Source organism: Microbulbifer variabilis (assembly GCF_052468405.1).
The window spans coordinates 93167-118631 of sequence record NZ_CP174343.1; the positions used below are offsets into that span (position 1 = coordinate 93167).

The 25465-nt window shown below is 48.8% G+C and carries 23 protein-coding genes; 12 read left to right on the forward strand and 11 right to left on the reverse strand.

The annotated features are described in order from the left end of the window. Positions 1–177 precede the first annotated feature (177 nt). Together apbC and ACJJJB_RS00735 are read left to right on the forward strand one after the other, a co-directional pair. On the forward strand, positions 178–1293 hold the full coding sequence (gene apbC / locus ACJJJB_RS00730) for an iron-sulfur cluster carrier protein ApbC (protein WP_020411923.1): 1116 nt from the start codon (positions 178–180) through the stop codon (positions 1291–1293). A 664-nt stretch (positions 1294–1957) separates the two neighbouring features. Continuing rightward, on the forward strand, positions 1958–2350 hold the full coding sequence (locus ACJJJB_RS00735; protein WP_020411924.1) for a hypothetical protein: 393 nt from the start codon (positions 1958–1960) through the stop codon (positions 2348–2350). Positions 2351–2355: 5 nt separating this feature from the next. Here the strand turns inward: ACJJJB_RS00735 and trhO are convergent, their stop codons facing one another. Next, positions 2356–3360, reverse strand: a complete 1005-nt coding sequence (gene trhO / locus ACJJJB_RS00740) for an oxygen-dependent tRNA uridine(34) hydroxylase TrhO (RefSeq protein WP_445365514.1) — start codon at positions 3358–3360, stop codon at positions 2356–2358. A gap of 198 nt (positions 3361–3558) precedes the next feature. Between trhO and ACJJJB_RS00745 the strand changes: the two genes are divergently transcribed. Continuing rightward, on the forward strand, positions 3559–3819 hold the full coding sequence (locus ACJJJB_RS00745; RefSeq protein WP_444945701.1) for a hypothetical protein: 261 nt from the start codon (positions 3559–3561) through the stop codon (positions 3817–3819). 212 nt (positions 3820–4031) lie between these two features. Continuing rightward, on the forward strand, positions 4032–4565 hold the full coding sequence (locus ACJJJB_RS00750) for a hypothetical protein (RefSeq protein ID WP_020411927.1): 534 nt from the start codon (positions 4032–4034) through the stop codon (positions 4563–4565). Between the two features lie 119 nt (positions 4566–4684). On the opposite strand, the gene ACJJJB_RS00755 is transcribed toward ACJJJB_RS00750, so the two are convergent. The 3 genes from ACJJJB_RS00755 to ydiJ all read right to left on the reverse strand — a co-directional run bounded on the left by ACJJJB_RS00755 (position 4685) and on the right by ydiJ (position 9450). Further along, positions 4685–5086 carry a 3D domain-containing protein gene (locus ACJJJB_RS00755; protein ID WP_020411928.1) on the reverse strand — a complete coding sequence of 134 codons (402 nt, stop codon included), beginning with the start codon at positions 5084–5086 and terminating at the stop codon, positions 4685–4687. Positions 5087–5603: 517 nt separating this feature from the next. Continuing rightward, positions 5604–6338 (reverse strand): tetratricopeptide repeat protein, encoded by a 735-nt coding sequence (locus ACJJJB_RS00760; RefSeq protein ID WP_353376982.1) that lies wholly within the window; start codon positions 6336–6338, stop codon positions 5604–5606. A 73-nt stretch (positions 6339–6411) separates the two neighbouring features. Next, positions 6412–9450: a D-2-hydroxyglutarate dehydrogenase YdiJ gene (gene ydiJ, locus ACJJJB_RS00765; RefSeq protein WP_444945700.1), complete on the reverse strand. Its 3039-nt coding sequence runs from the start codon at positions 9448–9450 to the stop codon at positions 6412–6414. Positions 9451–9729: 279 nt separating this feature from the next. Here ydiJ and ACJJJB_RS00770 point away from each other — a divergent pair, with 279 nt between their 5' ends. The 3 genes from ACJJJB_RS00770 to ACJJJB_RS00780 are packed head-to-tail and all read left to right on the forward strand — an operon-like array spanning position 9730 to position 13078. Continuing rightward, on the forward strand, positions 9730–10659 hold the full coding sequence (locus ACJJJB_RS00770; RefSeq protein WP_353376984.1) for a YbgA family protein: 930 nt from the start codon (positions 9730–9732) through the stop codon (positions 10657–10659). An 8-nt stretch (positions 10660–10667) separates the two neighbouring features. Continuing rightward, positions 10668–11606, forward strand: a complete 939-nt coding sequence (locus tag ACJJJB_RS00775) for a MerR family transcriptional regulator (RefSeq protein WP_445365515.1) — start codon at positions 10668–10670, stop codon at positions 11604–11606. Further along, positions 11606–13078 carry a cryptochrome/photolyase family protein gene (locus ACJJJB_RS00780; RefSeq protein WP_445365516.1) on the forward strand — a complete coding sequence of 491 codons (1473 nt, stop codon included), beginning with the start codon at positions 11606–11608 and terminating at the stop codon, positions 13076–13078. Before ACJJJB_RS00775 ends, ACJJJB_RS00780 begins: the two co-directional genes overlap by 1 nt. Before the next feature lie 53 nt (positions 13079–13131). Here the strand turns inward: ACJJJB_RS00780 and ACJJJB_RS00785 are convergent, their stop codons facing one another. Further along, entirely contained in the window at positions 13132–13332 is a 201-nt protein-coding gene (locus ACJJJB_RS00785) for a CPXCG motif-containing cysteine-rich protein (protein WP_083922672.1), read from the reverse strand. 445 nt (positions 13333–13777) lie between these two features. Here ACJJJB_RS00785 and ACJJJB_RS00790 point away from each other — a divergent pair, with 445 nt between their 5' ends. Then, positions 13778–14284 carry a YqaA family protein gene (locus tag ACJJJB_RS00790; protein WP_353376987.1) on the forward strand — a complete coding sequence of 169 codons (507 nt, stop codon included), beginning with the start codon at positions 13778–13780 and terminating at the stop codon, positions 14282–14284. A gap of 955 nt (positions 14285–15239) precedes the next feature. Here ACJJJB_RS00790 and ACJJJB_RS00795 read toward each other — a convergent pair. Then, positions 15240–15956: an aspartate/glutamate racemase family protein gene (locus ACJJJB_RS00795; protein WP_445365517.1), complete on the reverse strand. Its 717-nt coding sequence runs from the start codon at positions 15954–15956 to the stop codon at positions 15240–15242. A gap of 1110 nt (positions 15957–17066) precedes the next feature. On the opposite strand from ACJJJB_RS00795, the gene ACJJJB_RS00800 reads away from it, so the two are divergent. Both ACJJJB_RS00800 and ACJJJB_RS00805 read left to right on the forward strand, forming a co-directional pair. Beyond that, positions 17067–18275 carry a pyridoxal phosphate-dependent aminotransferase gene (locus ACJJJB_RS00800; protein WP_445365518.1) on the forward strand — a complete coding sequence of 403 codons (1209 nt, stop codon included), beginning with the start codon at positions 17067–17069 and terminating at the stop codon, positions 18273–18275. Between the two features lie 136 nt (positions 18276–18411). After that, positions 18412–18888, forward strand: coding sequence for an Lrp/AsnC family transcriptional regulator (locus ACJJJB_RS00805; RefSeq protein WP_282951640.1), 477 nt, complete (start codon positions 18412–18414; stop codon positions 18886–18888). A gap of 51 nt (positions 18889–18939) precedes the next feature. Here the strand turns inward: ACJJJB_RS00805 and ACJJJB_RS00810 are convergent, their stop codons facing one another. After that, positions 18940–20004, reverse strand: coding sequence for a HupE/UreJ family protein (locus ACJJJB_RS00810; RefSeq protein WP_445365519.1), 1065 nt, complete (start codon positions 20002–20004; stop codon positions 18940–18942). 29 nt (positions 20005–20033) lie between these two features. Beyond that, entirely contained in the window at positions 20034–20849 is an 816-nt protein-coding gene (locus ACJJJB_RS00815) for a peptidylprolyl isomerase (RefSeq protein WP_445365520.1), read from the reverse strand. A 242-nt stretch (positions 20850–21091) separates the two neighbouring features. On the opposite strand from ACJJJB_RS00815, the gene ACJJJB_RS00820 reads away from it, so the two are divergent. Next, a complete protein-coding gene (locus ACJJJB_RS00820) occupies positions 21092–21496 on the forward strand; it encodes a DUF4345 family protein (RefSeq protein WP_169337095.1) in 405 nt (134 codons plus the stop codon). A 205-nt stretch (positions 21497–21701) separates the two neighbouring features. Further along, positions 21702–22652, forward strand: coding sequence for an AEC family transporter (locus tag ACJJJB_RS00825; protein WP_020411947.1), 951 nt, complete (start codon positions 21702–21704; stop codon positions 22650–22652). A gap of 58 nt (positions 22653–22710) precedes the next feature. Here ACJJJB_RS00825 and ACJJJB_RS00830 read toward each other — a convergent pair whose 3' ends face one another. The 3 genes from ACJJJB_RS00830 to ACJJJB_RS00840 form a co-directional block, all read right to left on the reverse strand. After that, positions 22711–23553 carry a sterol desaturase family protein gene (locus tag ACJJJB_RS00830; RefSeq protein ID WP_020411948.1) on the reverse strand — a complete coding sequence of 281 codons (843 nt, stop codon included), beginning with the start codon at positions 23551–23553 and terminating at the stop codon, positions 22711–22713. A 154-nt stretch (positions 23554–23707) separates the two neighbouring features. Further along, positions 23708–24775 (reverse strand): helix-turn-helix transcriptional regulator, encoded by a 1068-nt coding sequence (locus ACJJJB_RS00835; protein WP_444902234.1) that lies wholly within the window; start codon positions 24773–24775, stop codon positions 23708–23710. A gap of 3 nt (positions 24776–24778) precedes the next feature. Continuing rightward, positions 24779–25345 carry a lytic transglycosylase domain-containing protein gene (locus ACJJJB_RS00840; protein ID WP_282951635.1) on the reverse strand — a complete coding sequence of 189 codons (567 nt, stop codon included), beginning with the start codon at positions 25343–25345 and terminating at the stop codon, positions 24779–24781. Positions 25346–25465 lie beyond the last annotated feature (120 nt).

Genomic DNA, 25465 nt, shown 5'->3' on the forward strand with positions numbered 1-25465 from the left:
ACGTCAAAAGACCGCGGAATATAGCAGATTTGTGCTATGCCGGGGAGGTATGTGGGATGTCGTTGAAATGATCCATTCACTGGCGTTGGGCTGTTTCATCCTACACAATGCATCCCAGACAAGAAGCACCAAGAGGGAGATACCGTGAGCGATCATCACGACCATGAAGAGCTATCAATGGAAGTTCAGGCCGAACTCGAGCGCCTGGCTGAATGCCTTGGTCAGTTGCACGACTCGGCCAGTGGGTTGTTACTGGACGAGTTGGATGCGGACATTGAGGTAGGTTACGAGGGCGATACAGTGCTTGTAGGTATAACCCTTGGCTACCCTTGCGCGAGCCAGGTGGAATCCTGGCACAAAAGGGTCAAAGAGGCCTGTGAGCCCTTGTTGAAAAGTGGCCCCCTGGGTGGTAGCAGCCTGCAGTTTGAGCTCTTCAGTGATATCCCCGCGACTTCATCGCCAAGTGCCCCTGAGCCACTGCAAGGGGTAAAAAATATCGTTGCGGTAGCCTCTGGCAAGGGGGGGGTGGGGAAGTCCACCACAGCAGTAAACCTGGCGCTGGCGCTGGCGGCAGAGGGAGCCCGGGTAGGGTTACTCGACGCAGATATCTATGGCCCCAGCCTACCTACGATGCTCGGTACTGAGGGGCAACGTCCTCACGTAAAGGAGCAGAAATTCTTTGTGCCGGTGGATGCTCTGGGAATTGAGACCATGTCTCTGGGCTACCTGATGACTGAGGATACCCCAGCTGTATGGCGTGGCCCGATGGCCAGTGGTGCTCTTAATCAAATCCTTACCCAGACTTTATGGTGCGATGCAAAGGAAGAGCTAGATTACCTGATTGTGGATATGCCGCCCGGCACAGGTGATATTCAGCTGACATTGGCACAAAAAACTACTCTAGCTGGGGCGATTATAGTGACTACCCCCCAAGACTTGGCGCTGAAAGATGCCATCAAGGGAGTAGAGATGTTCCGTAAGGTCTCTGTGCCTGTACTTGGTATCGTCGAAAATATGGCACTGCACACCTGCTCCAAATGTGGTCACAGCGAACCGATTTTTGGCGTTGGTGGCGGTGAACGCATTGCTGAGGAATACGATACACATTTACTTGGTGAGTTGCCGTTGGCACAAAAAATCCGTGCAGATGTCGATAGTGGCTGTCCGAGCGTTACCGCAGATCCAGATGGGGAGATTGCTGGGTTTTATCGGGAAATTGCTCGTAAAGCTGCTGCTCAAGTCTGGCTCAATGCCAGTAGCGAGGAGGACCTTCCAGAAATCGAAATTAGTTGAACCCATTCGCGATATTGATCACAAAGAATTAATTTTTTTATTATTGTGGTTTTTCGCGGTGGTAAAAATCCCTATATTGAGCCTCTCCGGTGTGCCTTCCATGGAATTTTCTGTTGTGTGAAAGGTGCCTAAATCAATGGCCGGGTATTATACCCGGCCATTACGTATCAACTGTCGGTTTGTGAGTTCTGGCCGAACAGTGCCTCAACCTTTTAATTAAAATATTTTTCGTAATTTACGGGTATCACTGTAGGTTGCCTTATTTAGAAGCTTAAAGGGAGGTTGTCCGTATTTGCAGTATTTTAGGGGGCATTTGCTCTGCACTGAGATTGATGATTGTGTTAATGAGCATTTATACCTATTTAAGAAAAATTAAGTATTTATGCTGTATTTATGCTGGTGGTCGTCATAGCTATTAGTCAGTGATTCTGCCAAGGCTTCACAATTCAGGGAGGGCAAAAGGCCGATATAGATTGCGTGATAAGAAATTTCGACGATCCGGCAGAACAGCACAAATTTGTCGGGTTAAAGTGATAATTTCAGGAGTGTGCGAAAAGTCCCCAGCAGCTGCGTTAGCCATAGTTGCAGGTGAGGCTCATAAAAGGCATTGCAAAAGCTGTAGTCGATAAAAATAACAAAGACAAAAGCGCGGGTGCTTATATCAATGAATTTTCAAATCAGCTATCGACCGATAGGGGGTATTGCGCGGGTATTATTTTATGGGCCGGTTGGTTTTGCGGAGAAAATGGAAGCTGCAGCCCGGCTTGTGGAAAAATACCGCCACAGGGTGCCATTACGAGTACTTTTGGACCTGCGCTATGCGCGTTCGAAAGTCACTTTAGAGGAGCAGCGGAAATTTACTACTTACATCGCGGAGCATCCGGTATTGCGACGTGCTTATATAGCTGTGTTGCATCCACGCAGTCGTTGTACATCTCCGCTGGCGACACAGGGGACCTGCCTATGCAGACATAGCTCGCGGGAATTTGTCGCCGAAGCCGAGGCTGAGGCCTGGCTTACCCAAAATAAGGGAGCTGTCAGGCCTGTCGCGCTCTAGTTATTTTAAGCCTGCTGCTGGATCTGTGTGCGCTGGGCTTCAGCCTGGCGTCGGCGCTCTTCTTTTTTCTGCAGACGTTTATTTGAGGTCAGGTCACGGGCATCCTGTCCCATATGTTTTTCGCCCCGTTGTTTGGCCAGCTGAATCTGCCTTTCACGCTCGCGGAAGCGGGTGCGATCGGCATCGCTGACCTTGTCGTGGCAGTGTGGGCAACTGACCCCCTGTTCAAACAGTGGGGACTTCTGGTCTTCCTGAGTGATCGGCATTCGGCAGGCGTTGCACTGGTCGTACTGCCCGCGTTCCAGGTCGTGGTTGACAGTAACACGCTCGTCGAAAACAAAGCACTCACCTTCCCATAGGGACTCCTCTTTGGGCACCTCTTCGAGGTACTTCAAGATCCCGCCGTGCAGGTGATACACCTCTTCAAAGCCCTGCTCTTTCATATAGGCTGTGGACTTCTCGCAGCGAATGCCCCCAGTGCAGAACATGGCGACCTTCTTGTGTTTGGTCGGGTCCAGGTTTTCTTTTACGTACCGGGGAAATTCGCGGAAAGTATCGGTTTTTGGGTTGATTGAATCCTTGAAAGTACCGACTTGGAATTCATAGTCATTGCGAGTGTCGACTAAAACGACTTCTGGGTCGCTGATCAGGGCATTCCAGTCCTTGGGTTTGACGTAGGTCCCCACCACGCGGAGAGGATCAATACCCTCCACACCCATAGTGACAATTTCCCTCTTCAGTTTGACCTTGCTGCGAAGGAAAGGCATCTCGCCGGTAAGGGATTCCTTGTATTCCAGTTCGGCTAGACGCTTGTCAGATCTTAGGTGGGCAAGGACAGTGTCTATGCCCGCGCGGGAACCGGCAATAGTGCCGTTAATGCCCTCGCTGGCCAGAAGTAGGGTGCCGCGTACACTGTGTTCCAGCATGACATCCAGTAGAGGGGCGCGCAGAGACTCGAAGTCCTCCAGGGTGACGAACTTATAGAGTGCACATACAACAAATTGATCCATGGTACTTCCTCATTTGCGGGCCGGAGCGTAAATCCGGAGCAGAAAAAATCGCCGCGCATTTTATCGCAAAAAAAACAGCTTGTCGTACATTTAGCAAGCAGTTCATAGCTTGCCCCAACACAGATTTGTGGTTGACCGGGAGGCTGCAAATTGTCAAAGTTCTGGCCGAAATATAAGGGTCACAGCGAGGCGAACCCCATGGGCGAAGAATTTGCACCGAAAGAGTCGGAGTTAAGCCAGGTCTACCGCGAGGGCGAGGTTTCTGTCCAAATTGATATTTATGAGGATGGAGAGGGCGGCTGGCTACTTGAAATCGTCGATGAGAATAATAACTCCACGGTGTGGGAAGACTCATTCGAGACTGAAAAAGAGGCCCTGGATGAGGCGGTGGATGCTCTGCGTGAGGAGGGCATTACGGCCTTTATAGGCCCGGTACAGGAGGTAGATGGTCATTGGTGAGTAGTTCTTTTCATACATCATGCGGGAGGCTGCGCCCCGTCTAAAGCCGGCAAACCCACCGGCTTTTGAGGTGCCACCGACTTTTACTGCTATGGTTAAGGTGAGAAGGGAATCGCGACTGTGTGACAGCACACCCAATCACCGCGCCGTCGCGAGGCAACTGTGTAGTCTTTGTCTCCGGCGGTGCTATCTAGCCAGCGGTTACCCTGCCGATGAAACTGCGCTGCGTATTGCCTCTTCTATCTTTGTGCATTCTGCCAGCCTCTGCTGAAACCTTAATTCTCTCCGATAAACAGCTGCTTAATACAGGCCTCAAGGAAGCTCGTCTGATTTCAGAACTACATGGTTACGCCATTGTAGCTGGGCGCTATTGCGTGGATTGTGATGAGAATTTGGCAATTTATATTCATCAGATCCCCCGACAGGAGGAGGGTGGTGGTGAATTGCTGGGCTCGATAGGTTCTGACCGCTATACCTACCCAGGTCGCTATATCGATTACATGACCAAAAAACTGGTAGAGAAAACCCGGATGTTTTATGGCTACTGTTATGAAGGGCAAGCTTCTTTACTGTGGCTTACGGAATACTTCACTGGTGACAAGTGGGTCAAAGCGGAGTATCTGATAGTGCTGGGTGATAATGGACTAGAACATCGCTATAACGAGAACCAGCAGCCGGGTATTTTTAATCTTGAAAATGAAGACTGTCGGGAGTTGAAGGGTATCTTTGCAGAAATGGAGCCTTAGGGATTTTTAAAAAGAATATAAGCCCTTAGGCTCATCTGTGCTTTTAATAGCAAGGTATCGCACAATAAAAAAACCCCGCTGGAGGGCGGGGCCAAAAGGGTCGTTGAAATCAGTTCTGCTTACTTAACAGGTTCGAAAACAATCTTCAGTTTTTTCTTGCCCCAAGCTCGGGCTTTGCGAATATCTTTTTCCATCCACACGTCAATACGGTTGGTAAATCGCTTGTTCATACGGTCACGCACAGTGTAAGTACCGGGCAGACCTTCAATTTGTACTTTGGCACCGTTCGTCAGGCCGTGCTTTTCCAAGTCACGGGATACGGCAATTATTTTATCGCCTGGGCGCAGGCGGTTGTTCCAGGCGGCAACCCAAGGGTCGCTGTCAGTTTGTCCTGGTACAGAGTTATAGGCGGTTGCATCAACGATCATGGTTTTCTTGATTGCCGCGGACGCGTTGACACTTACACCAATTGCAAGAAGAGCGGCGATGAAAAAAGCTGTATTGCGCAGAGTCTGTTTCATGATGTCCCATTACCTCCAGGAATCAAATGGTCACAAGCCAAGAGGCGCTTGTGAAATTTCCAAGTGTTTTTGGAAATCGTTGATCAATATTTAATCAACGCTGGTTATATTACCGGCGATTTAGGAGGTATCAACTTTTTCTTATTTGATGACAGGATCACCAGCAGAACGGAGGCGGGCATAAAAACTTTGGAATTATTTGTTAAATAAATAGATAAAATAGAAATTTTAAAAGCATAATATGGAAATTTATTACTCTAAAAAAGAATTAAAAAGGTCTTTCAGAGGGAAATAATTTCAATATCAAAAATCCACCTGACAGCGATGTCATTCTAAATATTGCTGGGCGGTACGAGGATCGGCTTTCTAATTAGCAGCAAAAAAGTAAAAAATTTCTCTGTAACTATTTGTGACTAGACCTTCAAAACCTTCATATTGGAGAGATATAGGGTTATGAAATGGTGTGACTAATTATTCATATGGCCGGTTCGGGCTTAAAGAGCATTTTTGTCGAAGGCTAAAGAGTAGTTTCGGGGTTCTGACCAATAGGTTCCACCTGCTGACGCAATGTGGCGAGATAGTCAGCATCCTCTTTCAGGTCAGGGAGTTTGTATTGAAGATCTAGTTGTACCGCTTTCTCCAGCCATGCGATAGCTTCTTCCAGATTTCCTTGCCACTCACATACCTGTCCGATATTGAAGTAAGTAATGGCCAGGTTATGCCACTCTTCCTGAGCCGATAGCCCGTTAATAGCACTCTTATAAAGAAGGTAAGCGGTGTTTAGTAGGTGGGCACGTTGGGTTATGGTTTCCTCGCTGGCTGCTTGGCGATGGTAGGTGTGTGCCATAGCTGAGCGCACCCTGGCAGCAGAGTGTGGCAATTCAGCACCGGAGTCCAGGTAATTCAATACAGATTTAAACTGGGCGCGAGCCAGAGGGTAGAGATCAGGGCGGGATTTTGCTCCCAGGGCATTTAACACAATGCCATAGCGATAACGCAGGGCCTGCTGCTGTGCTGGGTAAGGGGATAGTGCGGAGATAGCTTTTTCATAAAGGGGCAGAGCAGCACCGTATTCCCCTTTACGAGCCAGAGTTTCAGCTTCATTCACCCAGGTAACAGCGCCATGGGTGCTGCTGTGCGAGTCGAGCTTCTCGATTTGGGCATGTTGTGTGATCGATATAGCGGGCACTAGTATCGCAAGGGTGAGAAGGGCGCAAAATAGGATCTGAAAACTGAAAAAATTTCTGTGCATAAGGATTTCCGCAATCTGGCCCGGTCGACGGTAACAAGGCCCACTTTCGTAGGCCCCTTACGTCAGTAAATCCCTAGTTCTTGAGTTGTGCCAGGAGTCCTTGCAGAGGGTGGCGCAGGCTGACACCTGCGAAGCGATTGGCTTGGCAGCGACAGGAATAACCGGTGGCTAGTTGGTTGCCCTTGCCGCCACTAAGTTTGGGTGCCCATGACTGCTGGAATATTACTTGCGAGGTATCCTTGTGTGTGGCCTCGTGGCCATAAGTGCCCGCCATTCCGCAGCAGCCGAGACTTTCGGTTTGCAGTTCCAGGCCGAGGGTGGCAAAAACCTCCTGCCAATCCTTCAAAGAAGCGGTGGCGTTGGTTTGTTCACTGCAGTGGGGCAAGAGCTGAAAACTGGCTGGGCGCACCCGCTCGCGTTGTTTGTATAGGTGTTCTTCTTGCTGTGCCAGCCACTCCTGTAAAAGATGGACTTTCGGTGCCTGTTCGCCCAGGAGTTTTTTGTACTCGGAGCGGTAGGTGAGAGTCATGGAGGGGTCTATCCCCACAAGAGGTATGCCACTGTCCGCCAGATTGTTGAGCATCTCGCTATTACCCTCGGCAACCCGTTGAAACTGGCGCAGGAATCCATGCACATGCAAGGGTTTGCCGTTGGCGCGGTAGGGAGCAAGTATCGGTACAAAGTCCAACTGTTTGAGCAGGCGCAAGATATCGGCCACCACTTCAGCATCAAAATAACTGGTGAAAGCATCTTGCACGATGATTACCGCCCGGCTGCGCTGGGACGGTCCCAGGGTTTCCAGGCAGGCTTTACTGGCAGTAGGCACGCCGAGTTCACGCACACTGGCTTGCAGAGTTTTCTGCGATAACTGAGGACTATCTACCATGCCGAAAATACGTTCCATTAAGAAGGAAACCGGCTTCAGTTTTAAGGGCCAATTGTAGAGCTGTGGCAGTTTTGCCATATGCGGCATCAGAAATTCCAGTCCGCCGACGGCGTAATCTTTTAACGGACGCAGGTATCGGCTGTAATAGAGTTCGAGAAACTTGCTGCGGAATTCCGGTACATCTACTTTGATTGGGCATTGGCCGACACAGGACTTACATGCGAGGCAGCCTTGCATGGCTTCATTCACTTCGTGGTTGAAGTCGTATTCGCCGCGGGTTTTAGCCAGGGTATTGATGAAGCGTTTGGGCAGGCCGACAAAAAAGGAGCGCTCGCGGTACTTGCGCGCGCTGGCTACAGCATCTACATCGTGCTTGCTTAACAGCCGCAGCCATTCGCGCATTAGAGAGGCGCGCCCCTTGGGAGAGTGGATTCGATTGCGGGTGGCCTTATAGGACGGGCACATCGCTTCATCGGGGTTCCAGTTAAAGCAGGCGCCGTTGCCATTACAGTGCACGCCTTCATCATAGCCCTCCCATACCTGGGCTGGGATCTGTCGGTCGAGTTCTCCGCGGGTGTTTACCGCATCAATTTTCAGCAGGCTGGAGTTGTCATCAGGCGTGGCAATTTTGCCGGGATTAAACTGGTTACGTGGATCGAAAGCGGATTTAATTTTTTGCAGCTCGGGATACAGTTCCCCAAAAAATTCTGGTGCATACTCGGAGCGAATGCCTTTGCCGTGTTCCCCCCAAAGTAGCCCCTTATATTTTTGCGTAAGTGCCACGACCTGGTCGGTGATTGGGCGAATTTGTGCGGCCTGCTGAGGATCTTTCATATCGATAGCTGGACGCACATGTAATACACCGGCATCCACATGACCGAACATGCCATAGTCGAGGTTGGCTTTATCCAATACTGCGCGAAACTCAGCAATAAAATCTGCCAGGTTTTCGGGCGGTACGGCGGTGTCTTCCACGAATGGAATCGGGCGTTTTTCCCCTTGGGCATTACCCAATAGGCCTACCGCTCGTTTGCGCATGGCCCATATCCGGTTGACCTCCGTGTGACCGCGGGCGATGGAATAGCCGAAGCTTTTACCCGGTCGGCCTATGGTCTCATCAATGTGCCCAGTGAATGTTCTTAATGCATGCTCCAGCTCTTCTTCTGTGTCTGCAGCGTATTCCACCAAGTTGACACCTTTGACTGGGCGATCCTCTGAGGGAAAAAATTCGCTCACGCTGTGCCATACGATATCTTCCATGGCCAGCTGCAGGACTTTACTGTCTACCGTTTCGATAGACATGGGCCCCGCGCGCATCAAATCATTAGCATCGCGCAGTGCTTCCTGGAAGTGATCATACTTCAAGTTGACTAGCGCTACGCACTTGGGGATGGGTAGAAGGTTTAGCTTCGCTTCAGCGATAAAACCGAGGGTCCCCTCGGACCCGCAGAGTACACTATTGAGGTTAAAGCGCTCGCCTTCGCGGATATGGGCCAAGTCATAACCAGTAAGGCAGCGATTGAGCTTGGGGAACCTCTGTTCAATTAATTCGGCTTTTTCCCTGGCGATGTCATCACAGGTTTCGTGTACCTTTGCGGAGCGGCTGTCCTCTTGACATATTTTTTGTAGCTCTGTTTCCTCTATGGAAGAGGAGTGCCACAGCTCCCCCCCCATGAGTACTGTATGCAGCTCGAGCACGTGATCGCGGGTTTTACCGTAAACACAGGAGCCCTGGCCTGAGGCATCGGTATTGATCATGCCGCCGATGGTGGCGCGGTTACTGGTTGATAGCTCAGGTGCAAAAAACAGACCATGGGGTTTCAAGGCGGCATTTAACTGGTCTTTAACTACGCCAGCCTGCACTCGCACCCAGCATTCTTTTGCATTGATTTCCAGGATTTGATTCATATGACGGGAGATATCCACTACCAGTCCGTCAGTGAGTGACTGGCCATTAGTGCCAGTGCCGCCACCTCTAGGAGAGAGCACAATAGAGTGAAACTCTTTCTGATCCGCCAGCGAGGCCAGCAGCTGCAAATCGCGGCTATCACGGGGGTACACCACTGCCTGTGGCAGCACTTGATAGATGGAATTATCGGTGGCTAGGACCGTGCGGCTGGCGTAACTGGGGGTGGTATCGCCGCGGAAACCCGCATCTGTCAGTTCTTGCAAAAACTGCAAATAGAGCGCTTGAACCTCGTCGACTTCGCGCAATGCTGGAATCATGAGCTAATCCGTACTTTCGGGGGAGGTGAAGGCCGCATACAAGACCGGAGTGGAAGGCAGGTAACAACTTAAAGCCTGGCCGCTCGGTAGGAATGCGGCTCTGCATTGTAGCTGCGGTGTGGGTGGGCGCAAGCGGCATAGCGCTAAATCCAGGGTGCCGAAAAAGTTATACAAAGTGGAAGCTTGTATAACTAATTGCCGCAGGCTATAAAAAAGATACATGAAATTTTTCTGCGCACCATAACTATGCACATCCATCTACTGCCTAAGAAAATCCCTGTGGGAATTAGTCGCTGCGCGGTGGGGGACCCAGTGCGTTACAACGGCAGTCACAAGCACAGTAAAGTCTGCACTCAGCTGCTGAGCAATTGCTTCGAGCTCCATTCCTATTGTCCGGAAGTGGCAATTGGCATGGGAGTGCCTCGACCACCTATTCATCTCATTGTGAGTGACCGCCTGCGAGCGGTGGGAAGAGAGGATGCCACCCTGGATGTGACGGAGTCACTGGAGCACTATGCGGATCAGGTAGTACCAGAAGTGGAAAATCTTCGCGGTTTTATTCTGATGCAGAAGTCTCCCAGTTGTGGCATTCGCACCACGCCCCATTACAAGGTGGATGGAACCGGAGTACTTGCCCATGACTCTGGATTGTTTGCCGCGCGTTTACGCCATCATTTTCCGCATTTGCCGATGGAAGAGGTGGGGCGTCTGAATGCCAGTGATATACGTGAAAATTTCCTCACCCGCGTTTTTGCCTACGATGCCTGGCATCGCTACGTGGCTTCCGACCCCCGCCCGGCTCGCGTGATCGAGTTTTATACCGCTTATAAGTACTTGCTGTTGGCCCATAGCCAGCCACAGACACGTGCACTTGGCCAGTTTGTTTCAAATTCCCGAGCGTTGGAAGCTGAGCGATTTGCCTATGAAGTGCGGGGAAAAATTATGGAAATTCTTACCAACCAAGCCAGCCGCAAGGATCGAACTAATGCCCTGATGCATAGCCAGGGCCACCTGAAAGGTTATTTGACCAAAGAAGAGCGGGCCGAGTTGGCACACCTTATTGATGAGTACCGCCAGGGGCGCAAACCTTTATCGGCAGTGCTTACTATGCTGCGCCATTATTTACCGCGCAGTCCCCATCATTTTATCCATAGCCAGGTCTTACTTGCTGCAGAGCCAGCTGAACTTGGTTTGTGTGAGTTTCGTTGATGGTTAGCATGAATGATACAGGTCTCACAGAAGTTGCCTATCTGCCTATTCGAGAAGTGGCACGTCGCACTGGTGTTCAGCCGGTAACATTGAGGGCCTGGGAGCGCCGTTACGGCCTCTTGACTCCGGTCCGTACCAGTAAAGGCCATCGTCTCTACAGTGACGAGGAGGTCGGGCGTATCGAAACTATTTTGACGTTCCTAGCGCGTGGCGTGTCTATAGGACAGGTTCGTGCACTATTGGAGCGTGGTGATGGAATAGTATTGCGCGCAGAGGAAAGTATAGAAACCGGGAGCAATTGGCGTGAGTTACTTGATGAAACTTGTGAGCTGCTTCGAGAGGTTGCTGAGCCTCAGTTACGCCGGCGATTAGATCAGTGGATAACCGGTTTTTCTCCGCAGTTATTATTGGAGTGCTGGTTAAAGCCCTTGAGAGAAAGACTGGATCGGTCGCCTTTACCTGACAGGACGTTGGTTCTTTCCCTTTTTTGGCAGTTGCTACATGAGCAGCTGATAGTGGCCAACGATATTGCCCGCAAAAACCTGCGTAAAGATAATAAACCAGATAAGTGTCGTATTTTTCTCCTGGGGCCTCCGGGTGAGGAGCAAAAGGTTTTTACCCTGATGTTTAGCAACGTGCTGCTTGCCAATGGTATTGATGCTTTTGTCTTTAATGGTCAGGTAGGCATGGGCAACTTGGCAGCAATTATGCAAAAGCTGCAGGTGGATGGTGTACTTTGTTATAGCTACCGTGCGTTGCCCAAGCATTTTGTTACTAGGGATTTATCGATTCTGGCCTCAGGGCTTCGGGTGCCTCTATGGCTGGCGGGGGACTATGTTGAGATCCAAATTACTGAGTTGGATGGCATTATGAGACTGCCTTTTTGCTCAATTCTGCCAGGAGCTACCGCTAGTATTATTGCTCAACTACGGGAGCAGCTGAAGTAATGAGCCAACAATTTACCCTGGGGCGCGGTTTAGTTTGGTTGCGCAGTGATCTGCGGTTACATGATAATTCTGCGCTCTACCATGCCAGCAAATGTTGTGAACAGTTGGCAGCGATTTTCATTGCATGCCCCGATAGTTGGAAAAGCCATAATGAAGGTGATGCATTAGTGGCTTTTCGTATGGGCTGCCTTTACGAACTACAGCTCCAGTTGCAAACCAAAAATATCCCCCTGTATTTTCTCGAGGTGCCCACATTTTCTGGGGTTCCCCAGGCACTGCAGAAAATTATCCGACGCCTTAAAATAGACGCGCTATTTGCCAATGCTGAATATCCCCTAAATGAACAGCGCAGGGATAATGCTGTGCGGGAAAAGCTACAGAGAAGTGGTATTCAGGTAAATTATTATAGTGATCGTACGCTCTTTTCTCCGGGGTCAGTGAGGACAGGTAGTGGAGATCCTTACAGGGTTTTTACTCCTTTTAAGCGCGCACTGATAGAACGATGTACAGATAGTGATGTTAAGCCTTTGCCCGCCCCTCGAAAAATACCCCTGACTGATGAGAGAGCACAATGGCCGAGGTCGGTGACCCTGGAGGGGGGCGAAAAACTGAATCAAAAAGTACCTGGTAAGTTATTACATTTTTCAATTGAGGCCTTTAATTCGGGGGTTGTCAATGGCTGGAAGACTGGGGAAAAAGCTGCGCAAAAACGCCTGAAGGCATTTAGTGAAATAGTTAATAAATATCAGGCAGAACGGGATTTTCCTGCCTTGGATAGTACCTCGCGGCTATCGCCCTACTTAAATAGTGGGGCTATCTCAATCCGTCAGTGTGTAGGAATGGCCCTAAAACTCAATGACGGACACTGGTTAGGTGGACAAGATGGTATCGCCTGCTGGATTAGTGAGCTGATCTGGCGGGAGTTTTATACCCATTTATTGGTGGATTTCCCTCGGCTGAGTAAAGGAAAACCATTCAGAGAGGAAACTGATCAAATTCCCTGGTCATATGATAAAGATAGATTTGAGCGTTGGAGCCGAGGTGAAACTGGAGTGCCTATTGTCGACGCGGCTATGCGACAGCTGAACGAAACGGCATGGATGCACAACCGGTTACGTATGATAGTAGCTTCATTTTTAAGCAAAAATATGCTTATCGATTGGCGCTGGGGTGAACGGTATTTTATGCAACGCTTGATTGATGCTGACTTTGCATCTAATAATGGCGGTTGGCAGTGGACGGCATCCACCGGTACTGATGCTGCACCCTATTTCCGTGTATTCAACCCTTATAGTCAATCTCGGAAATTTGATCCCAAAGGTGAGTTTATCCGAAAATTTGTGCCGGAGTTAGCTTCTCTTGATGACAAGGGTATCCATGATCCACCACCTGTTGCAGGTTATCCGCAGGTTATTTGTGATGTGGGAGCTGGACGAAAACGGGCGATTGAGCTTTTTTCGAAATTGAAATAAAGGCCGCTAACGTGTTTTAGTAAGTATCATGTGCTCCAGTTAATAAGATACGTTCAAAATATTTCATCTTCATCATATGTAGAGATTGATAAGTCTCCATTCATATCAATATTTATGCGAAAAACTATTGGATTGCAACATACTTGGCAGTCTTCGGTGTATTGCTGTGGGGTTACAGAGGTGTCGATCAATACCGTAATTGATTCACCACAATATGGGCAATATATTCTCTCTTCAATTAAGGCATTAGGCATGGTCTGCTACCTTGCTAAGTTGGGGTAAAACTTTCATTTATCTTGCCATAAGAAAAGCTTTTTGAAATCGTTGTTCGAATCTATGATTAGAATATTCGACAATTTGTGTCATGATTACTTATGTGAATATAGCAGAAATTATTTCTTTGCTATAAGGCGGGCTCCCTATTGTAACTACCCCCCCCCCCCCCCCCTCTTTTTTTTTGGAGAATTTTTTAATTTATGAAGTTGTCGATGTGAAAGGGGATGGCTTAATTAAAACAGGGGAGAGTCTGGTTTTAAACCTGAAAGCAGATTTTGCCATTTTATAACAGGGCTTTTTCATGTCTAGCCAGCTTTATTGGCTTTAAAAAGAAAGAGAGCTACTTTTTAGATCGTCATTTTCTTCCGATGAATAATAAATTGATACTACAAGATCTTGTTGCCCTCTAAGGCAGTAGCATATATGGTGTGGATTATTGCTTTAGGACTTCTGTATTACTTGACAGATATAAAGGTAGCTTTGAAATTTATGGGCAGCTTGGTTGATTTTGGGTTTGTAGGTCTTTTTATTTCCGCATTCTTGGCTGCAACTATCTTACCTTTAAGTTCAGAGGTTATTTTAAGTGCATTATTATTAAGTGGCCTATCACCAATTTCTTTAATTGCTGTAGCAACTGTTGGGAATGTGGCAGGCTCTCTGACTAATTATGCCTTGGGGTACTGGGCTGGCTTGGGGCTTGCGAAGAAATGGCTTAAGATGACCGAGAATGAATTTGATCAGGCAGAGCAAAGATTTAAGAAGTACGGGGTACTTTCACTTTGCTTTTCCTGGGTTCCAATTATTGGCGATCCATTGACAGTTGTAGCTGGTATTTTACGGGTGCGCTTGTTGTGGTTTTTGATATTAGTAGGCCTGGGTAAGCTGCTTCGATATATAGTTCTTAGCTATATGGTGTTAAAAGTTGTATAGCTATAAGGCTTTGTTATGTTTTCCTCCTGTAATGTCCAGTTTATGGTATAAAGGGTCGTGTTGCCTAATTGGAGTGGCGAGTACCGTAATGCTACTTCTCAAAGAGGTGAAGTAGAGGCGAAAAGTAAGATATGTTTTTTGGACTAATTTATTAGAAGTCAAAATTTGTATATGCTCAGTCATTTTTACTTTATAAAACGAAATGCTCAATTGTCTTGCTGTTAAGCCAGTTTTTCAATTTTATTTCCAGTTTTTAATACCTCCGATATGGACCTCGTCGACATGGTAGTATAAGAATGTGCGGTCTCCGCGTTCAAACTTGTGCATTAACCTATCGATAAAGCTTCTATCAGCTGGTGTGGAGAAGAGAGAGTAAACAAATTGACCTGTTTGGGAATGTAAGTGTGCCTGCCCATTTCTCAACATATGTCTCCAGTTTTGGCTTGGTAGCTTCAAGAATGTATTGATATCCATTAGCTTTAATCTGTGTTCGGGCGGATTAACCCAATTATAATTTTTCTTGTGGCGAGTGATTTTAAACTGTCTATTTACTTTTGATATAGTTTCCATCTGTTCAGCTAATCCCTCATTTAGCCTGGAGGGAGAGTAGGGTGTTATAGTATCTTTGATAGCGTGGCTAACCTCATGTTTGGTTGTACGAAACGTCCTAGCTCTTGTTTGCTTATCTAGGTATTTAACGTTTCACCGGTGATTTTGAACGGAGATCAGTCTGATATGTACTTTTTAGAATTGATTATTTCTTGTTTTACATTTTCATTTTTCTTATCACTAAAATGTACTTGACCGATTTTCATCGGCCCACTTATAAATATTGGCATTGGCTGTAAACGAAATTAGGATAAAAAAGAAAAAGGTAATGGAAGATAAAGGGGAGGTCACTGCGGGTATTCTCTAGATAACAGATACTTGGTGCTTTTGTATATATTAATGATTGCTATTTTGACCGTATCAATATCGCTTCTGCCATAGCTGCCTCTGCCAACAATCGATTGGAGTTTAACGTTGGAATGGGTGAATTACTATCGTTAATTATCAATGGTATTTCCGTGCAACCAAGGACTACAGCATCGCATCCCGCTTCCCCGAATTGCCTTATGATATCCTGAAAATATTGAATGGTGTCTGGTTTAAAAATCCCGTTGACCAGTTCATACATAATTAAGTGGCCGACTTTTTCAATTGTTCTTTGTGGTGGGCGCTGCCAGCTTATATTTGCCGCCTCAATTTTTTCCGGATATACATCACTCTCCACAAGCCACTGGGTCCCAAGTATGCCTAGATTTGTGTAGCCCTTTGACAGTGCTGAATCAACTACACAGTCAACGATATGGAGCCAAGGCAGTGGAGACTTTGAGCTTATATAATTGAATGCTTGATGGATGGTATTGTCAGGGCAAATTAGTAGATCAGCCCCTTGAGCTTTGAGTTTTTTTGCGGAAGAGAGCATTAGGTCGCCGACACCCTCGAAATTATTTGACTCCAGGTACTGTACATAACTTGCCAGGGAGTGGGTGTGCATGGAAACCTCAGGATGGGCGTGTTTCCCAAGATACTTGGCGCTCTCATTGCAAATTGTCTTGTAGCAAAGCGCTGCTCCCTCAGCGGAGCATCCCACAATACCAATGTGCTTTATCTCGTTGTTTAGCTTCACTGACTACTTCCTTTGATGTTTGAATAGCCCCCAAACACGTTCTCAGTTGCTTATAGGGACAGGGTTTACTGCCTCGGCAATAGGAATAGTTATCTTAAACGATTCATCCAATGGAAAGAATTGTCAGGGATTAGCTTTTCCTTTGGTAATCTCACCAAGTAGAGAGGCTCTCTTTAAGTGTATTTGGTAGTAAGCAAATGCTTTTGTACTAGAGAATGTGTTTTTGCTGGCCCTAAAAAAATAGGAGTATCAGATCTTCTTTCACCGTTAATATTATCGGAAGTTCAGAGTTCTGATGTTTTATTGGAAGCTTTCCAATAAATGCTGTTCAAGTGTGTAGGCATATCAATAAGTAGCTGCCAATCGGCTGGCCCATATTTCCATCACCGCCACAATTATTCCTGAGAGTAAAGATGATGAAATCGGTATCTTCTGCTTGTGTCTCTTTAGATTGGGAAGCCCTCTGTAGACTTTTGTGAATTGCAGGAATGTTTCCTGTAGGATGTAACAGCTGGACATTTCCAAGTTAAGCGCACTAATTAAAGTGTCTTTTTGCTCTTTTGGTAAAGACGTGGAGAAGGCTAAACTTGCGATATGTAATAGCGATTTAGCCAGACATCTGTTCATTTGGTCCAAGCTCTTTTTTATTTGTCCCTGAATGTCCAGTTCAGAATGGCAACTGAAAATTATCGGCGATTGTAAACCTAAAAAGGTTATGACAGATCTTCCTAGTCTCGGTTGCAGAAATAGGCGCCAATAGAAAACAGGTTTGTGCACCTTGGTAACAGGTTGACTCTTACCGGGCCTAAAATGAATTTTGCCTATCTGATCAGGTTGCTGCTGAATTATCCAGACCAACTGGTCATATTCAGGTGCTTGATAGCATTATCTGATTACCTGCTTTAACTCCTCCCCTTTAACTCTCTCTCTGGTATCTCTTTGCCGACCAGAACCCACTCCCCGGTCGCAAATCGAGAGAGACGGATACTCACAGAATTTTCTGCGGTAATGCCCCTGCAAAATTCTGCCTAATGCGAAATCAGCCCTGATTTATAGCCATCAATTACCCTGACGGTTGTTACCGTATCGGGCATAAATGGCAGATAAATAGTGAAGAACGTGATAGATTTTACTCCCCGATTCAGCCTGCAAAGTCAGGCTCTGAACAGCGAGGATTCTAATGTATGGGCCGTCAGTGACCGGGCCCATGGCCTGGCTGACAAGGGGGAGGACGTCATATTTCTATGTGTGGGTGATCCAAACTTCGACACCCCGGAGCCCATACTGGATTTTGCCCGTGCCAGGCTTGGCGTGGGACGTACCCATTACTCTCCCGCCGCGGGGGAGCCTATGTTGCGCCGCGCTATTGCCGATATCGAGAGTAAGGTATCTCAACACCCCTGCAACCCCGATGATGTCGTAGTGTTTCCAGGTGGAACCAACGCTATCTACGCAGTGCTTTCCTGCCTTCTGAATCCTGGTGAGGAGATAGTGATTCCCGAGCCGATGTATATTGGTTATGTGCCAATTTGCGACGGTCTCAGGCTCTCTGTTAAGCGGGTGGCTTGCCCTGCAGAGAAAGATTTTGCTTTCGATGTGGAAGCAATCAAGGCAGCTATTGGTGAAGAGACCCGGGTGGTAATGATCAATACCCCGGTAAACCCCACTGGCGCCATGGCAACCCCAGAGCAGTTACATGAACTGGCGGCATACTGTCGCCAGCGCAATGTCTGGTTGGTGTGCGATGAGATGTATTCCATGATTACGTTCGCTCGCCGTCATACTTCCCTACGCACGGCCGCTGAAGAGCTGGATAACATTGTGGTCATTGACGGCCTATCTAAATCCCATGCCATGAGTGGATGGCGCCTTGGCTGGGCAGTAGCTCGTGGTCCGTTGGTTGATCGGCTGGCGGAGTTTGCAGGTGCTACTATTTTCGGTTGCCCACAGTTTATCCAGGAAGCAGCGGCTTTCGCCCTGGAGTTCGATTCCTATTTCGTCAAACAGATGCGGGATGCTTACGAGCGCCGCCGCGACTTAATTGTCGAACGCATTGGCAAAATACCTGGCCTTAGCTGCTACAGCCCAGAGGCGGGAATGTTTGTTATGGTGAACGTGTCTGAAGTCGCTACCTCTGGGCAGGAGTTTGCCGAGGCCCTGCTGGATGCTGAGCGGGTATCCGTGCTACCTGGCGCACCTTTTGGTGAGAGTGCAGTGAACCATGTTCGCCTTACCCTTGCCGCGGATGAAGCTGAACTGTCCCGAGCGTTGGATCGTATCGAGCAGTTTGTCACCAGTGGAAATCGCCAGGCCGGCTGAGCCGATGAGCGAAAGAGGTCGCCTCAGACTAAAGTGTTGAGGCGGTGGCTTTTGCCGCTGTGGAGGCTGTAATGTTTCAGCCTTCAGCGAATACCGCTATCCTTGCCCCCTTTCAGATTCAAAAGAAATCAGTTCTGTGAAAATTGACCGGCATAATTTGCGTATTTTGCGGGCGCTGCAAACCAACGCCCGTATTAGCAACCTGAATTTGAGTGAACAGATTGGTCTGTCGGAGAGTGCCTGCCTGGCTCGGGTTAAGCGCCTGACCAGTGAGCGCTACATCCGCGAATTTCTTGCCGAGATTAACTTGGATAAGGTGCGCCATGCAGAGTTTTATGTAAACGTGGCCCTTAAGCGCCAGGATGCGCGTACCAGTGAAAATTTCCGGCGGATTATCAATGACATCCCTCAGATAGTATCCTGTGTGAAGATGTCTGGTGAGTTTGACTATATGTTGCGTTTCGTTTGCCCTGATGCGGCGGACTTCAATCGGGTCTCTGAGCAGCTGCTGGCCAACGAGGAAGCTGCGATCTCACGTATGACCTCGCACTTAGTCATTGAAAAAACCAAACCTTTCACTGGCTATCCCCTGGAGCTGCTGTTTCAGGACTGAGCCAAAACCGCAGGTGGTGGGGCTGAATAGCCCTACCACTGGAGCCAAGGGCTAGATTAGTAGCGATAGAGTTCTATCCAGACACCACCAGCAGGCGACTGCGCCGATCAAGTAGGCAATTGGTGTTGCTATCCAGACTGTTATATTGCCCCTTTCCCACTTCTTTTCAGGCACCTGCTGCCCTGGGATGTATCGTTGATGGAGCAGCCTGAGTATGTGACAAAACCCTATGAATAGAGTGGCAGTGATGGCGACAAACAGTATTTGTCCAGCTTCCACACCCAGGTTGAAACTGAGAAGTGCCAGGGGGATAGAGCTTTGCGGTAGCCCAATATCCGCCAGAGCACCGGCAAAGCCGAGGCCATGCAGCAAACCGAAGGCGAAGGCCACAAGCCATGGCAGGCGCGTTGTCAGGCTGCTGTAACCATGACCCTTGGCCAATATTTCTCGGGCTATAAAGACAATGCTGAGAGCGATGATTACTTCGACAGGGGCTTGTGGCAGGGATAAATGCCCCAGGGTGGTGGCGCCCAGGGTTATGCTGTGAGCTAGGGTGAAACCGGTGAGGGCAAGCAGTAGCTGCTGCCAGCCACTGCAGAGCAACATCAGGGCCAGGACAAACAAGAGGTGATCTATGCCGAGTAGAATGTGTTCCAGGCCGAGCTTGAAATAGGTGCTGGTAACTTGATCATGGGATTCCTTTTTGCCGACAGTAAAGCCAGTGCGCTCGGGCATCAGTCGTTGGAATATTTCATTCCCATCTAGCCAGGCAATCCGTACAAGTACGTCGGTGAGGGTGTGTTCCAGCCCATCAATGGAGATGGGCAGTTGTGAAAGCGCATTGGGGTGATATATCTGCCAGCGCTCTGTATAAAATCCGTTTTGGAAGCCACCACTGGCTGGGCCAAGTACAGTAGAACCCAGGCCCAGATGTACATCCAGAGACAGCCGTAATTCTCCGCGCGCGGGCACTCGCCACATAACATCAAATCGCCGTGAGTCTATCTGTTCAATTTGGAGATAGGCGGATCGTAACTCATGGGCGGTGGTAGGGAGTGAGAGAGCAGCTATACACAGCACTAATAAGTATATTTTTGCCCAGCTTTTATAGTGCATCTTTTTCGTCCTGCTATAGTGTGGCAATTTCAGAGGGATGGGGCGTCAATACGTACTGTGTAATTTTCTCGGTACTGCTGATATTGCTGTTCCAGTTGTGCTTTTCGCCTGTTTAATTGCCAATCACGCAGCACCTGAGTCCGCACTTCTGAAAACTTGACTGCGCTGCTGGGTTCATAATCATCTACGAAAACCAGGTGCCAACCATAAGCGGACTTCAGTGGTCCAAACCAGTTTCCCTGCGATGATTTAGTAAGTTGGCTGGAAAAGCCGGGGCCAAATAGCTGATCAATACGCGTGCTGCTCTTATTGTTTATCTGATTGGGCAATAGGCTACTGTCTCCGGCAGAGGCGTCTTCCAGGCCCTGGTTAAGCCGGATGAGGACTTTTTTAATATCCTCCTGGCTATTACTGGTTTGAAAATAGAGTTGTCGGAAGCTGAAGTGGGCTTGGCGCTGGTAGTCTTTCCCATTTTGCTCCATGTATTGCTGCAGCGTGCTTTCCGCCGGCTCAACGTTGTCGGCAATATCCCTGGCGGCAAGTTCTATCTTCATACGTAAACGTCGCCGGATCACGGTGTCATTGTGATCCAGACCGAGGTTCAGCGCCTCACGGTACAATATTTCTTCTCGCACATAAGTTTCCACAAGCTGCTGTACCTCAACAGGAGAGGGTGCCCGTTGCCAGCGACGGGAAAATACTGCGGAAAGGTGCTCAATACGGTCCTCAGTTATGACAATTTTGTTGCGGTCCACCGATTGTTCTTGTACAAGCGTATCAAGGATAAACAGTGCACCGCCGATGATTAACATATGAGTGAGCGGCTCTTTGATTAGTGCTCTCATACTCGGGACCTGTTTGAAGTAACTGGTGGGAATGAAGTGGCGACCGGTAAGTATGGAAGGCGGTAAGTGTTTTGCCAGAAAGAAAAAGCTTTCCCTGCCGGCCAATTTACCAAGGAATGGTGACCTATTAGAAAGAGTGGCGGCTTGGGCCTCATATATACTTGAGGAAGGCTTTCGGGAAGGCTTGCGGTTTTGCGAGCCTTCCTAGACGTTAGATCACCGCTGGTGGAGGGGAGTTGCAGTTGAAATATTTGGGTAGAGTCTATTTAACTCTCAACTTGTTGATTTTTGCGTCTATCGGTCTGGGAGCTCTGTTTAATCCAGAGGCTTTCGCTGCAGCAGTTGGCCTGTCATTCATTTCCCCTGCAGCTGTGCCAGAGTTTCTTGCTACTTATGGTGGCTTTATGCTGGCAATTGCCGTAATTCTCTTAATTGCTCTGGCAATGCGGCCACACCGCCGGGCAGCCTATGCGGCTTTGTCGATTTCTTATATTGGGTTCGCCATGGGTAGACTTTTTGGCATGCTGGCAACCGGCAGCTTTGACGAGCGCAACTTGTTGTTTTTGGCCCTGGAAATATTGATGGTGGTCTGGGGACTTTTCTGTTATCGAGAATCTCGCTGGTTGCCGTTGCAACATGGACACTAAATGAGAGTTTTCCAATTCAAGTTGTACCTCTAAAGCTTTCGCTTATTGATAAATGACTTATTCTTTTCCCATCCAATAATTTTCCTTGTATTAATTATTGCCAAAAAGCCTGGCGAGGGCTTTCAGCCCTGGCCTGCTGTGTCTTTTTTATCAATTGAAAAATTGTTGCGCAGTGGCCCTGTGTGGCCTCTGATTGGTGGGTGAAATGTCACAGTTCCAAAGCTTGGTTGAAGCCTTGGTTATCCTGGTTGCTCTCTGTGCCTCGGCAATCTGGTTGCGTAAGCACCGGGTGATTCTCGAAGAGGAGCAGGGCGTTTTTGGGCGCCTAACGACGGATTTTGCACTGCCCGCAGTCATCCTACTCAGTTTGAGTAAGGTTCCTTTTTCCTCTCAGGCGTTAATACCGGCTGCAATTTTGTTCGTGGTTAGCATCGGTATTATGGTGCCCGCGTGGCTCATCGGAAAAATGATGGGATTAGGTCGCAAGACACTTGGCTCTATTGTATTGGTGGCTGGGTTTGGCGGCTCATCCACCTTGGGACTATCGTTGATCCGGCGGGTTTTTAACAATAATCCACTGGTAATGAGAGATAGTGTACTGATAGGGGAATATGGCGCCTTATTATCCGTGTTTACTTTTGGTGTTGCCGTAGCTATTTACTTCGGCAGGGATGAGGGAAAAAGGGAAAGTCTGTGGGAAGCCTGCAGGCCTTTTTTTACATCGCCAATTTTCATTGCCATGATCCTAGGAACTGTTATTTCTCTTATTAGCTTGCCTCAGGGAAATGTCTTTGTTCAACTATTTGAAGATATTTTGCGAGTTTCGGGTCGGTCCCTGATTGTACTGGTGGCATTCAGTATCGGTTTGGCATTGCGTCCAATTGCGGTGCGTGAACTGGCGGGTCTGATTACTGTTGCTGTGCTTTTGAAGTTAGCGGCAGAGCCTCTTCTTGCCTGGGTTCTGGCGCTGTCTTTTGAGCTGCCACACCTGGAGCGGGAGTTACTGGTTTTACAGTCTGCTATGCCCTCTGGTGCGATTGCTGCTGTCCTGGCTAAACGTTATGGATGTGATGGTGCGGTTGCCTCAGCTATGGTGGTGGCGACAGCCTTTATCAGCTTGGTATCACTGCCACTCACGCTGTATTTGGGAGGATGAGCATTCGGGATCCGGACCTGTGAATATCAGTTGAATGCCACAGGTCCGACCGAACGCCCTATGCGATAATTTTTTCTCCGTCCTCCCTATCTGGAGTTGGTGCCGTCCCATGGGCTTGAGGCAGCTTTTCACCATGGAGCTCCCCGTCTACCGCTTGGCGGAAAACTTTCTTGTAGTCTTTGAATTCAGTACCCATCAACCGGTCCCACCAAGTGAAGTAGAAGCCATAATTACCCTGGAATCGCTGGTGGTGAAGGTCGTGGTGGGTGGTTGTAGTCATATTGTCCAGCGGACCATCCACCCAGCTGCGTGGGTGAAATTCGCGGCCGGTATGTAGCATGGAGTTACGGAAAATCATTACAAACAGGAAACTGAGCCAGATAGTTGGGTGTAGGGGTATTGTTAGTGCAATCAGGGGGGAGAAGAGCCCATTAACAAAAATTTCCCCGATTGAAAAACTGTAAGCCGTCCAGGGTGTGGGAGTCCGCGACATATGGTGCAGACGGTGGAAGTGTTTAAACACCCTTGGGTGGTGCATGGCCCTGTGGGTCCAGTAAAAGTAGGCGTCATGTAAAAGGATAACTACAGGCAGGCTGATCAGGTTCCACCACATAGGGTAATCACTCCACTGCCAGTAAAGCTTGGCAATGCCCATATCCTGCAGCAGATTAATAGTGATACCGAAAAGAGTGAAAATACAAACGGTCAGCATTGAGTAGCTGACTTCTCGTCGAATGTCCCCCCAGTTGGCTCGGCGTTCTTGAATTCGGCGCCGGTTCATCCAAGCGCGAAATAGCCAGCCTGCACAGATACTCATTACCGAAGCCGCCAGCACATAGCGAAATAGGGTTAATTTAAAGTGAGTGGCTCCGTAGTGACTCACGTCCATTAGAAAATCCATACTCTCACCATCAATATTGTATTGGAAATGGAGTCGCTGTTTTCCCGGTAGGATTGGGGCAGCGCGTGCGGTGGAGTTTCCAGTCTGGGGACGTTTTTTAATAGAGGCTTGCGGAAAATGAAAAAATGCTGACGGATTCCGAACGGCTGCCCAATCAGGCGGGCAGCTTCTCGCGACGGTACTCGGTGGGAGTCAAATTATGGCGGCGCTTGAAGGCAGCATTAAAGGGGCTGAGTGAGCGGTAGCCGATATCCAGGGCGATAGTCAGTACCGGAAGGTGCGCCTGTTCAGGGTCTGCAAGGCGGGCGCTGGCTTCATCAATACGGAACTGATTTAGATACTCATTAAAATTCCGATAACCGAGATGGCGATTAATCAGGGTGCGCAGCAGGTGTTCGCGAGTATCCAGTTGCTCTGCCAGCTCCCGAATAGTAAGACCCGTGTGACGGTAGCCGCCGTTTTCCATATGCTCCTGCAGTTTTACCAGCTGTGCCTGCTGCTGTTCATCCAGACTTGGCACTGGTTCTGGTGGTGGTGCCTCTTCCTCTGGGGATTCTACTGGTGCTTGTGAAAGGGACTCCCCCAAGGCGCTGGGTGCTAGTGCCAGCAGCCATAAACAAGCTGCCAGCGATAAAAGGCTGGCTAACAGTGCGTGTAGGGTCGGTACACCATTCGGCACAGGTCGGTAAGCAAACAAAGACTCGGCACTGATCACAATAAACATATAAGCGCCAACTACAATTAACAGGATTGCGCGCAGGCGGCGGCGCTCTTCCACAAGGTCGGATTGGAATTGCCCTAACAGTGTCAACACTCCCAAGCCAATCAGGGCGAGGCGCAGGAATTGGGATAGATTAAAGAAAATTTCCTGTGCGTTGGTGCTCACTGAAATTGGTGCGTGATTTGCCATGACGCTGAAGATGATGGAGAGGGAAATCGGGAGCCAGCCCCAATGTGGGAAGGATTCCTCCTCTCGGCATAGCAAATGTGTAAAAAGCCAAAAGGCGGCAGGCACCAGAATCACAGGCATATGAACAAGCATGGCAACGGTGCCACTAAGTGTGGGCAGTGTCGGTAGTAGCAGGTAGCAAATTACGCCTAGCAGGACCAGAATCAGCCACCGACCTGCAGCGAGCTGGTAGTGGTTAATGGATACTTTGGCAGCCGCCAGCAACAGTAAAGCGCAGGCCCCGCCAGAGAAAAATAAATAACCGGCGGTCATGGCTTACCTCCAGCGGTTAGCCCAGGCATCCAGGACTTTGCTGCTATAGCTGTGGCGGCCATAGCTGCCATTGTAATAAGCGAGGGCATTGGCCAAGTTACCCTTGGCTTTCTTAATATAGTGCTTGAGGATTGTGCAGCCATAGCGCAGATTGGTATCCATATCGATCAGGTTGTCATCCGGACGCCCGATTTCCTTTTTCCAGAATGGCATCACCTGCATCATACCCTGGGCACCTACTCGGGATACCGCATAGGGATTGAAGGCGCTCTCGATCTGGATTACGGCGAGGACAATCTCCGGTCGTAGTCCCGCACGCGTCGCTTCGCGGTGCACCGCTTTCAGCACATGCATCCGTCTTTTAGGGTCTTTGATATAGCGGGATAGAGGCTGGGATTTTGACATCAGCCACACCTCTGCATCGAAGCGATCGACAAAACTGTCTGCCTGGCTGATGGCTTCTCTCAGGGCGAGGCGCAACTCGGGATCGACTTCATTGGAGATGCTCTGGGATTGGGCGCCACACCAAGATAAGCATAACCATATTGTGGCGATAGCTTTTTTTATCATGGCTTGGATTTTACGAAATCCTGGCAAAATGGGCAGTGCCTTTTTGCGGACCTGTAACGCAAATCTACTTTATCGCGGAGTATTGGCAGGATACCCGGCCCGCTAAGGAGCCGGGATGGC

What these genes read in the sequence shown, in the direction of transcription:
- ACJJJB_RS00780 (WP_445365516.1), top strand. Translation starts at nt 11,606, where the DNA reads ATGAGCCAACAATTTACCCTGGGGCGCGGTTTAGTTTGGTTGCGCAGT.
- ACJJJB_RS00735 (WP_020411924.1), top strand. Translation starts at nt 1,958, where the DNA reads ATGAATTTTCAAATCAGCTATCGACCGATAGGGGGTATTGCGCGGGTA.
- ACJJJB_RS00760 (WP_353376982.1), bottom strand. Translation starts at nt 6,338, where the DNA reads ATGCACAGAAATTTTTTCAGTTTTCAGATCCTATTTTGCGCCCTTCTC.
- ACJJJB_RS00755 (WP_020411928.1), bottom strand. Translation starts at nt 5,086, where the DNA reads ATGAAACAGACTCTGCGCAATACAGCTTTTTTCATCGCCGCTCTTCTT.
- trhO (WP_445365514.1), bottom strand. Translation starts at nt 3,360, where the DNA reads ATGGATCAATTTGTTGTATGTGCACTCTATAAGTTCGTCACCCTGGAG.
- ACJJJB_RS00775 (WP_445365515.1), top strand. Translation starts at nt 10,668, where the DNA reads ATGAATGATACAGGTCTCACAGAAGTTGCCTATCTGCCTATTCGAGAA.
- ACJJJB_RS00785 (WP_083922672.1), bottom strand. Translation starts at nt 13,332, where the DNA reads ATGCCTAATGCCTTAATTGAAGAGAGAATATATTGCCCATATTGTGGT.
- ACJJJB_RS00815 (WP_445365520.1), bottom strand. Translation starts at nt 20,849, where the DNA reads ATGAGAGCACTAATCAAAGAGCCGCTCACTCATATGTTAATCATCGGC.
- apbC (WP_020411923.1), top strand. Translation starts at nt 178, where the DNA reads ATGGAAGTTCAGGCCGAACTCGAGCGCCTGGCTGAATGCCTTGGTCAG.
- ACJJJB_RS00810 (WP_445365519.1), bottom strand. Translation starts at nt 20,004, where the DNA reads ATGCACTATAAAAGCTGGGCAAAAATATACTTATTAGTGCTGTGTATA.
- ydiJ (WP_444945700.1), bottom strand. Translation starts at nt 9,450, where the DNA reads ATGATTCCAGCATTGCGCGAAGTCGACGAGGTTCAAGCGCTCTATTTG.
- ACJJJB_RS00745 (WP_444945701.1), top strand. Translation starts at nt 3,559, where the DNA reads ATGGGCGAAGAATTTGCACCGAAAGAGTCGGAGTTAAGCCAGGTCTAC.
- ACJJJB_RS00790 (WP_353376987.1), top strand. Translation starts at nt 13,778, where the DNA reads ATGGTGTGGATTATTGCTTTAGGACTTCTGTATTACTTGACAGATATA.
- ACJJJB_RS00750 (WP_020411927.1), top strand. Translation starts at nt 4,032, where the DNA reads ATGAAACTGCGCTGCGTATTGCCTCTTCTATCTTTGTGCATTCTGCCA.
- ACJJJB_RS00830 (WP_020411948.1), bottom strand. Translation starts at nt 23,553, where the DNA reads ATGGATTTTCTAATGGACGTGAGTCACTACGGAGCCACTCACTTTAAA.
- ACJJJB_RS00825 (WP_020411947.1), top strand. Translation starts at nt 21,702, where the DNA reads ATGTCACAGTTCCAAAGCTTGGTTGAAGCCTTGGTTATCCTGGTTGCT.
- ACJJJB_RS00840 (WP_282951635.1), bottom strand. Translation starts at nt 25,345, where the DNA reads ATGATAAAAAAAGCTATCGCCACAATATGGTTATGCTTATCTTGGTGT.
- ACJJJB_RS00835 (WP_444902234.1), bottom strand. Translation starts at nt 24,775, where the DNA reads ATGACCGCCGGTTATTTATTTTTCTCTGGCGGGGCCTGCGCTTTACTG.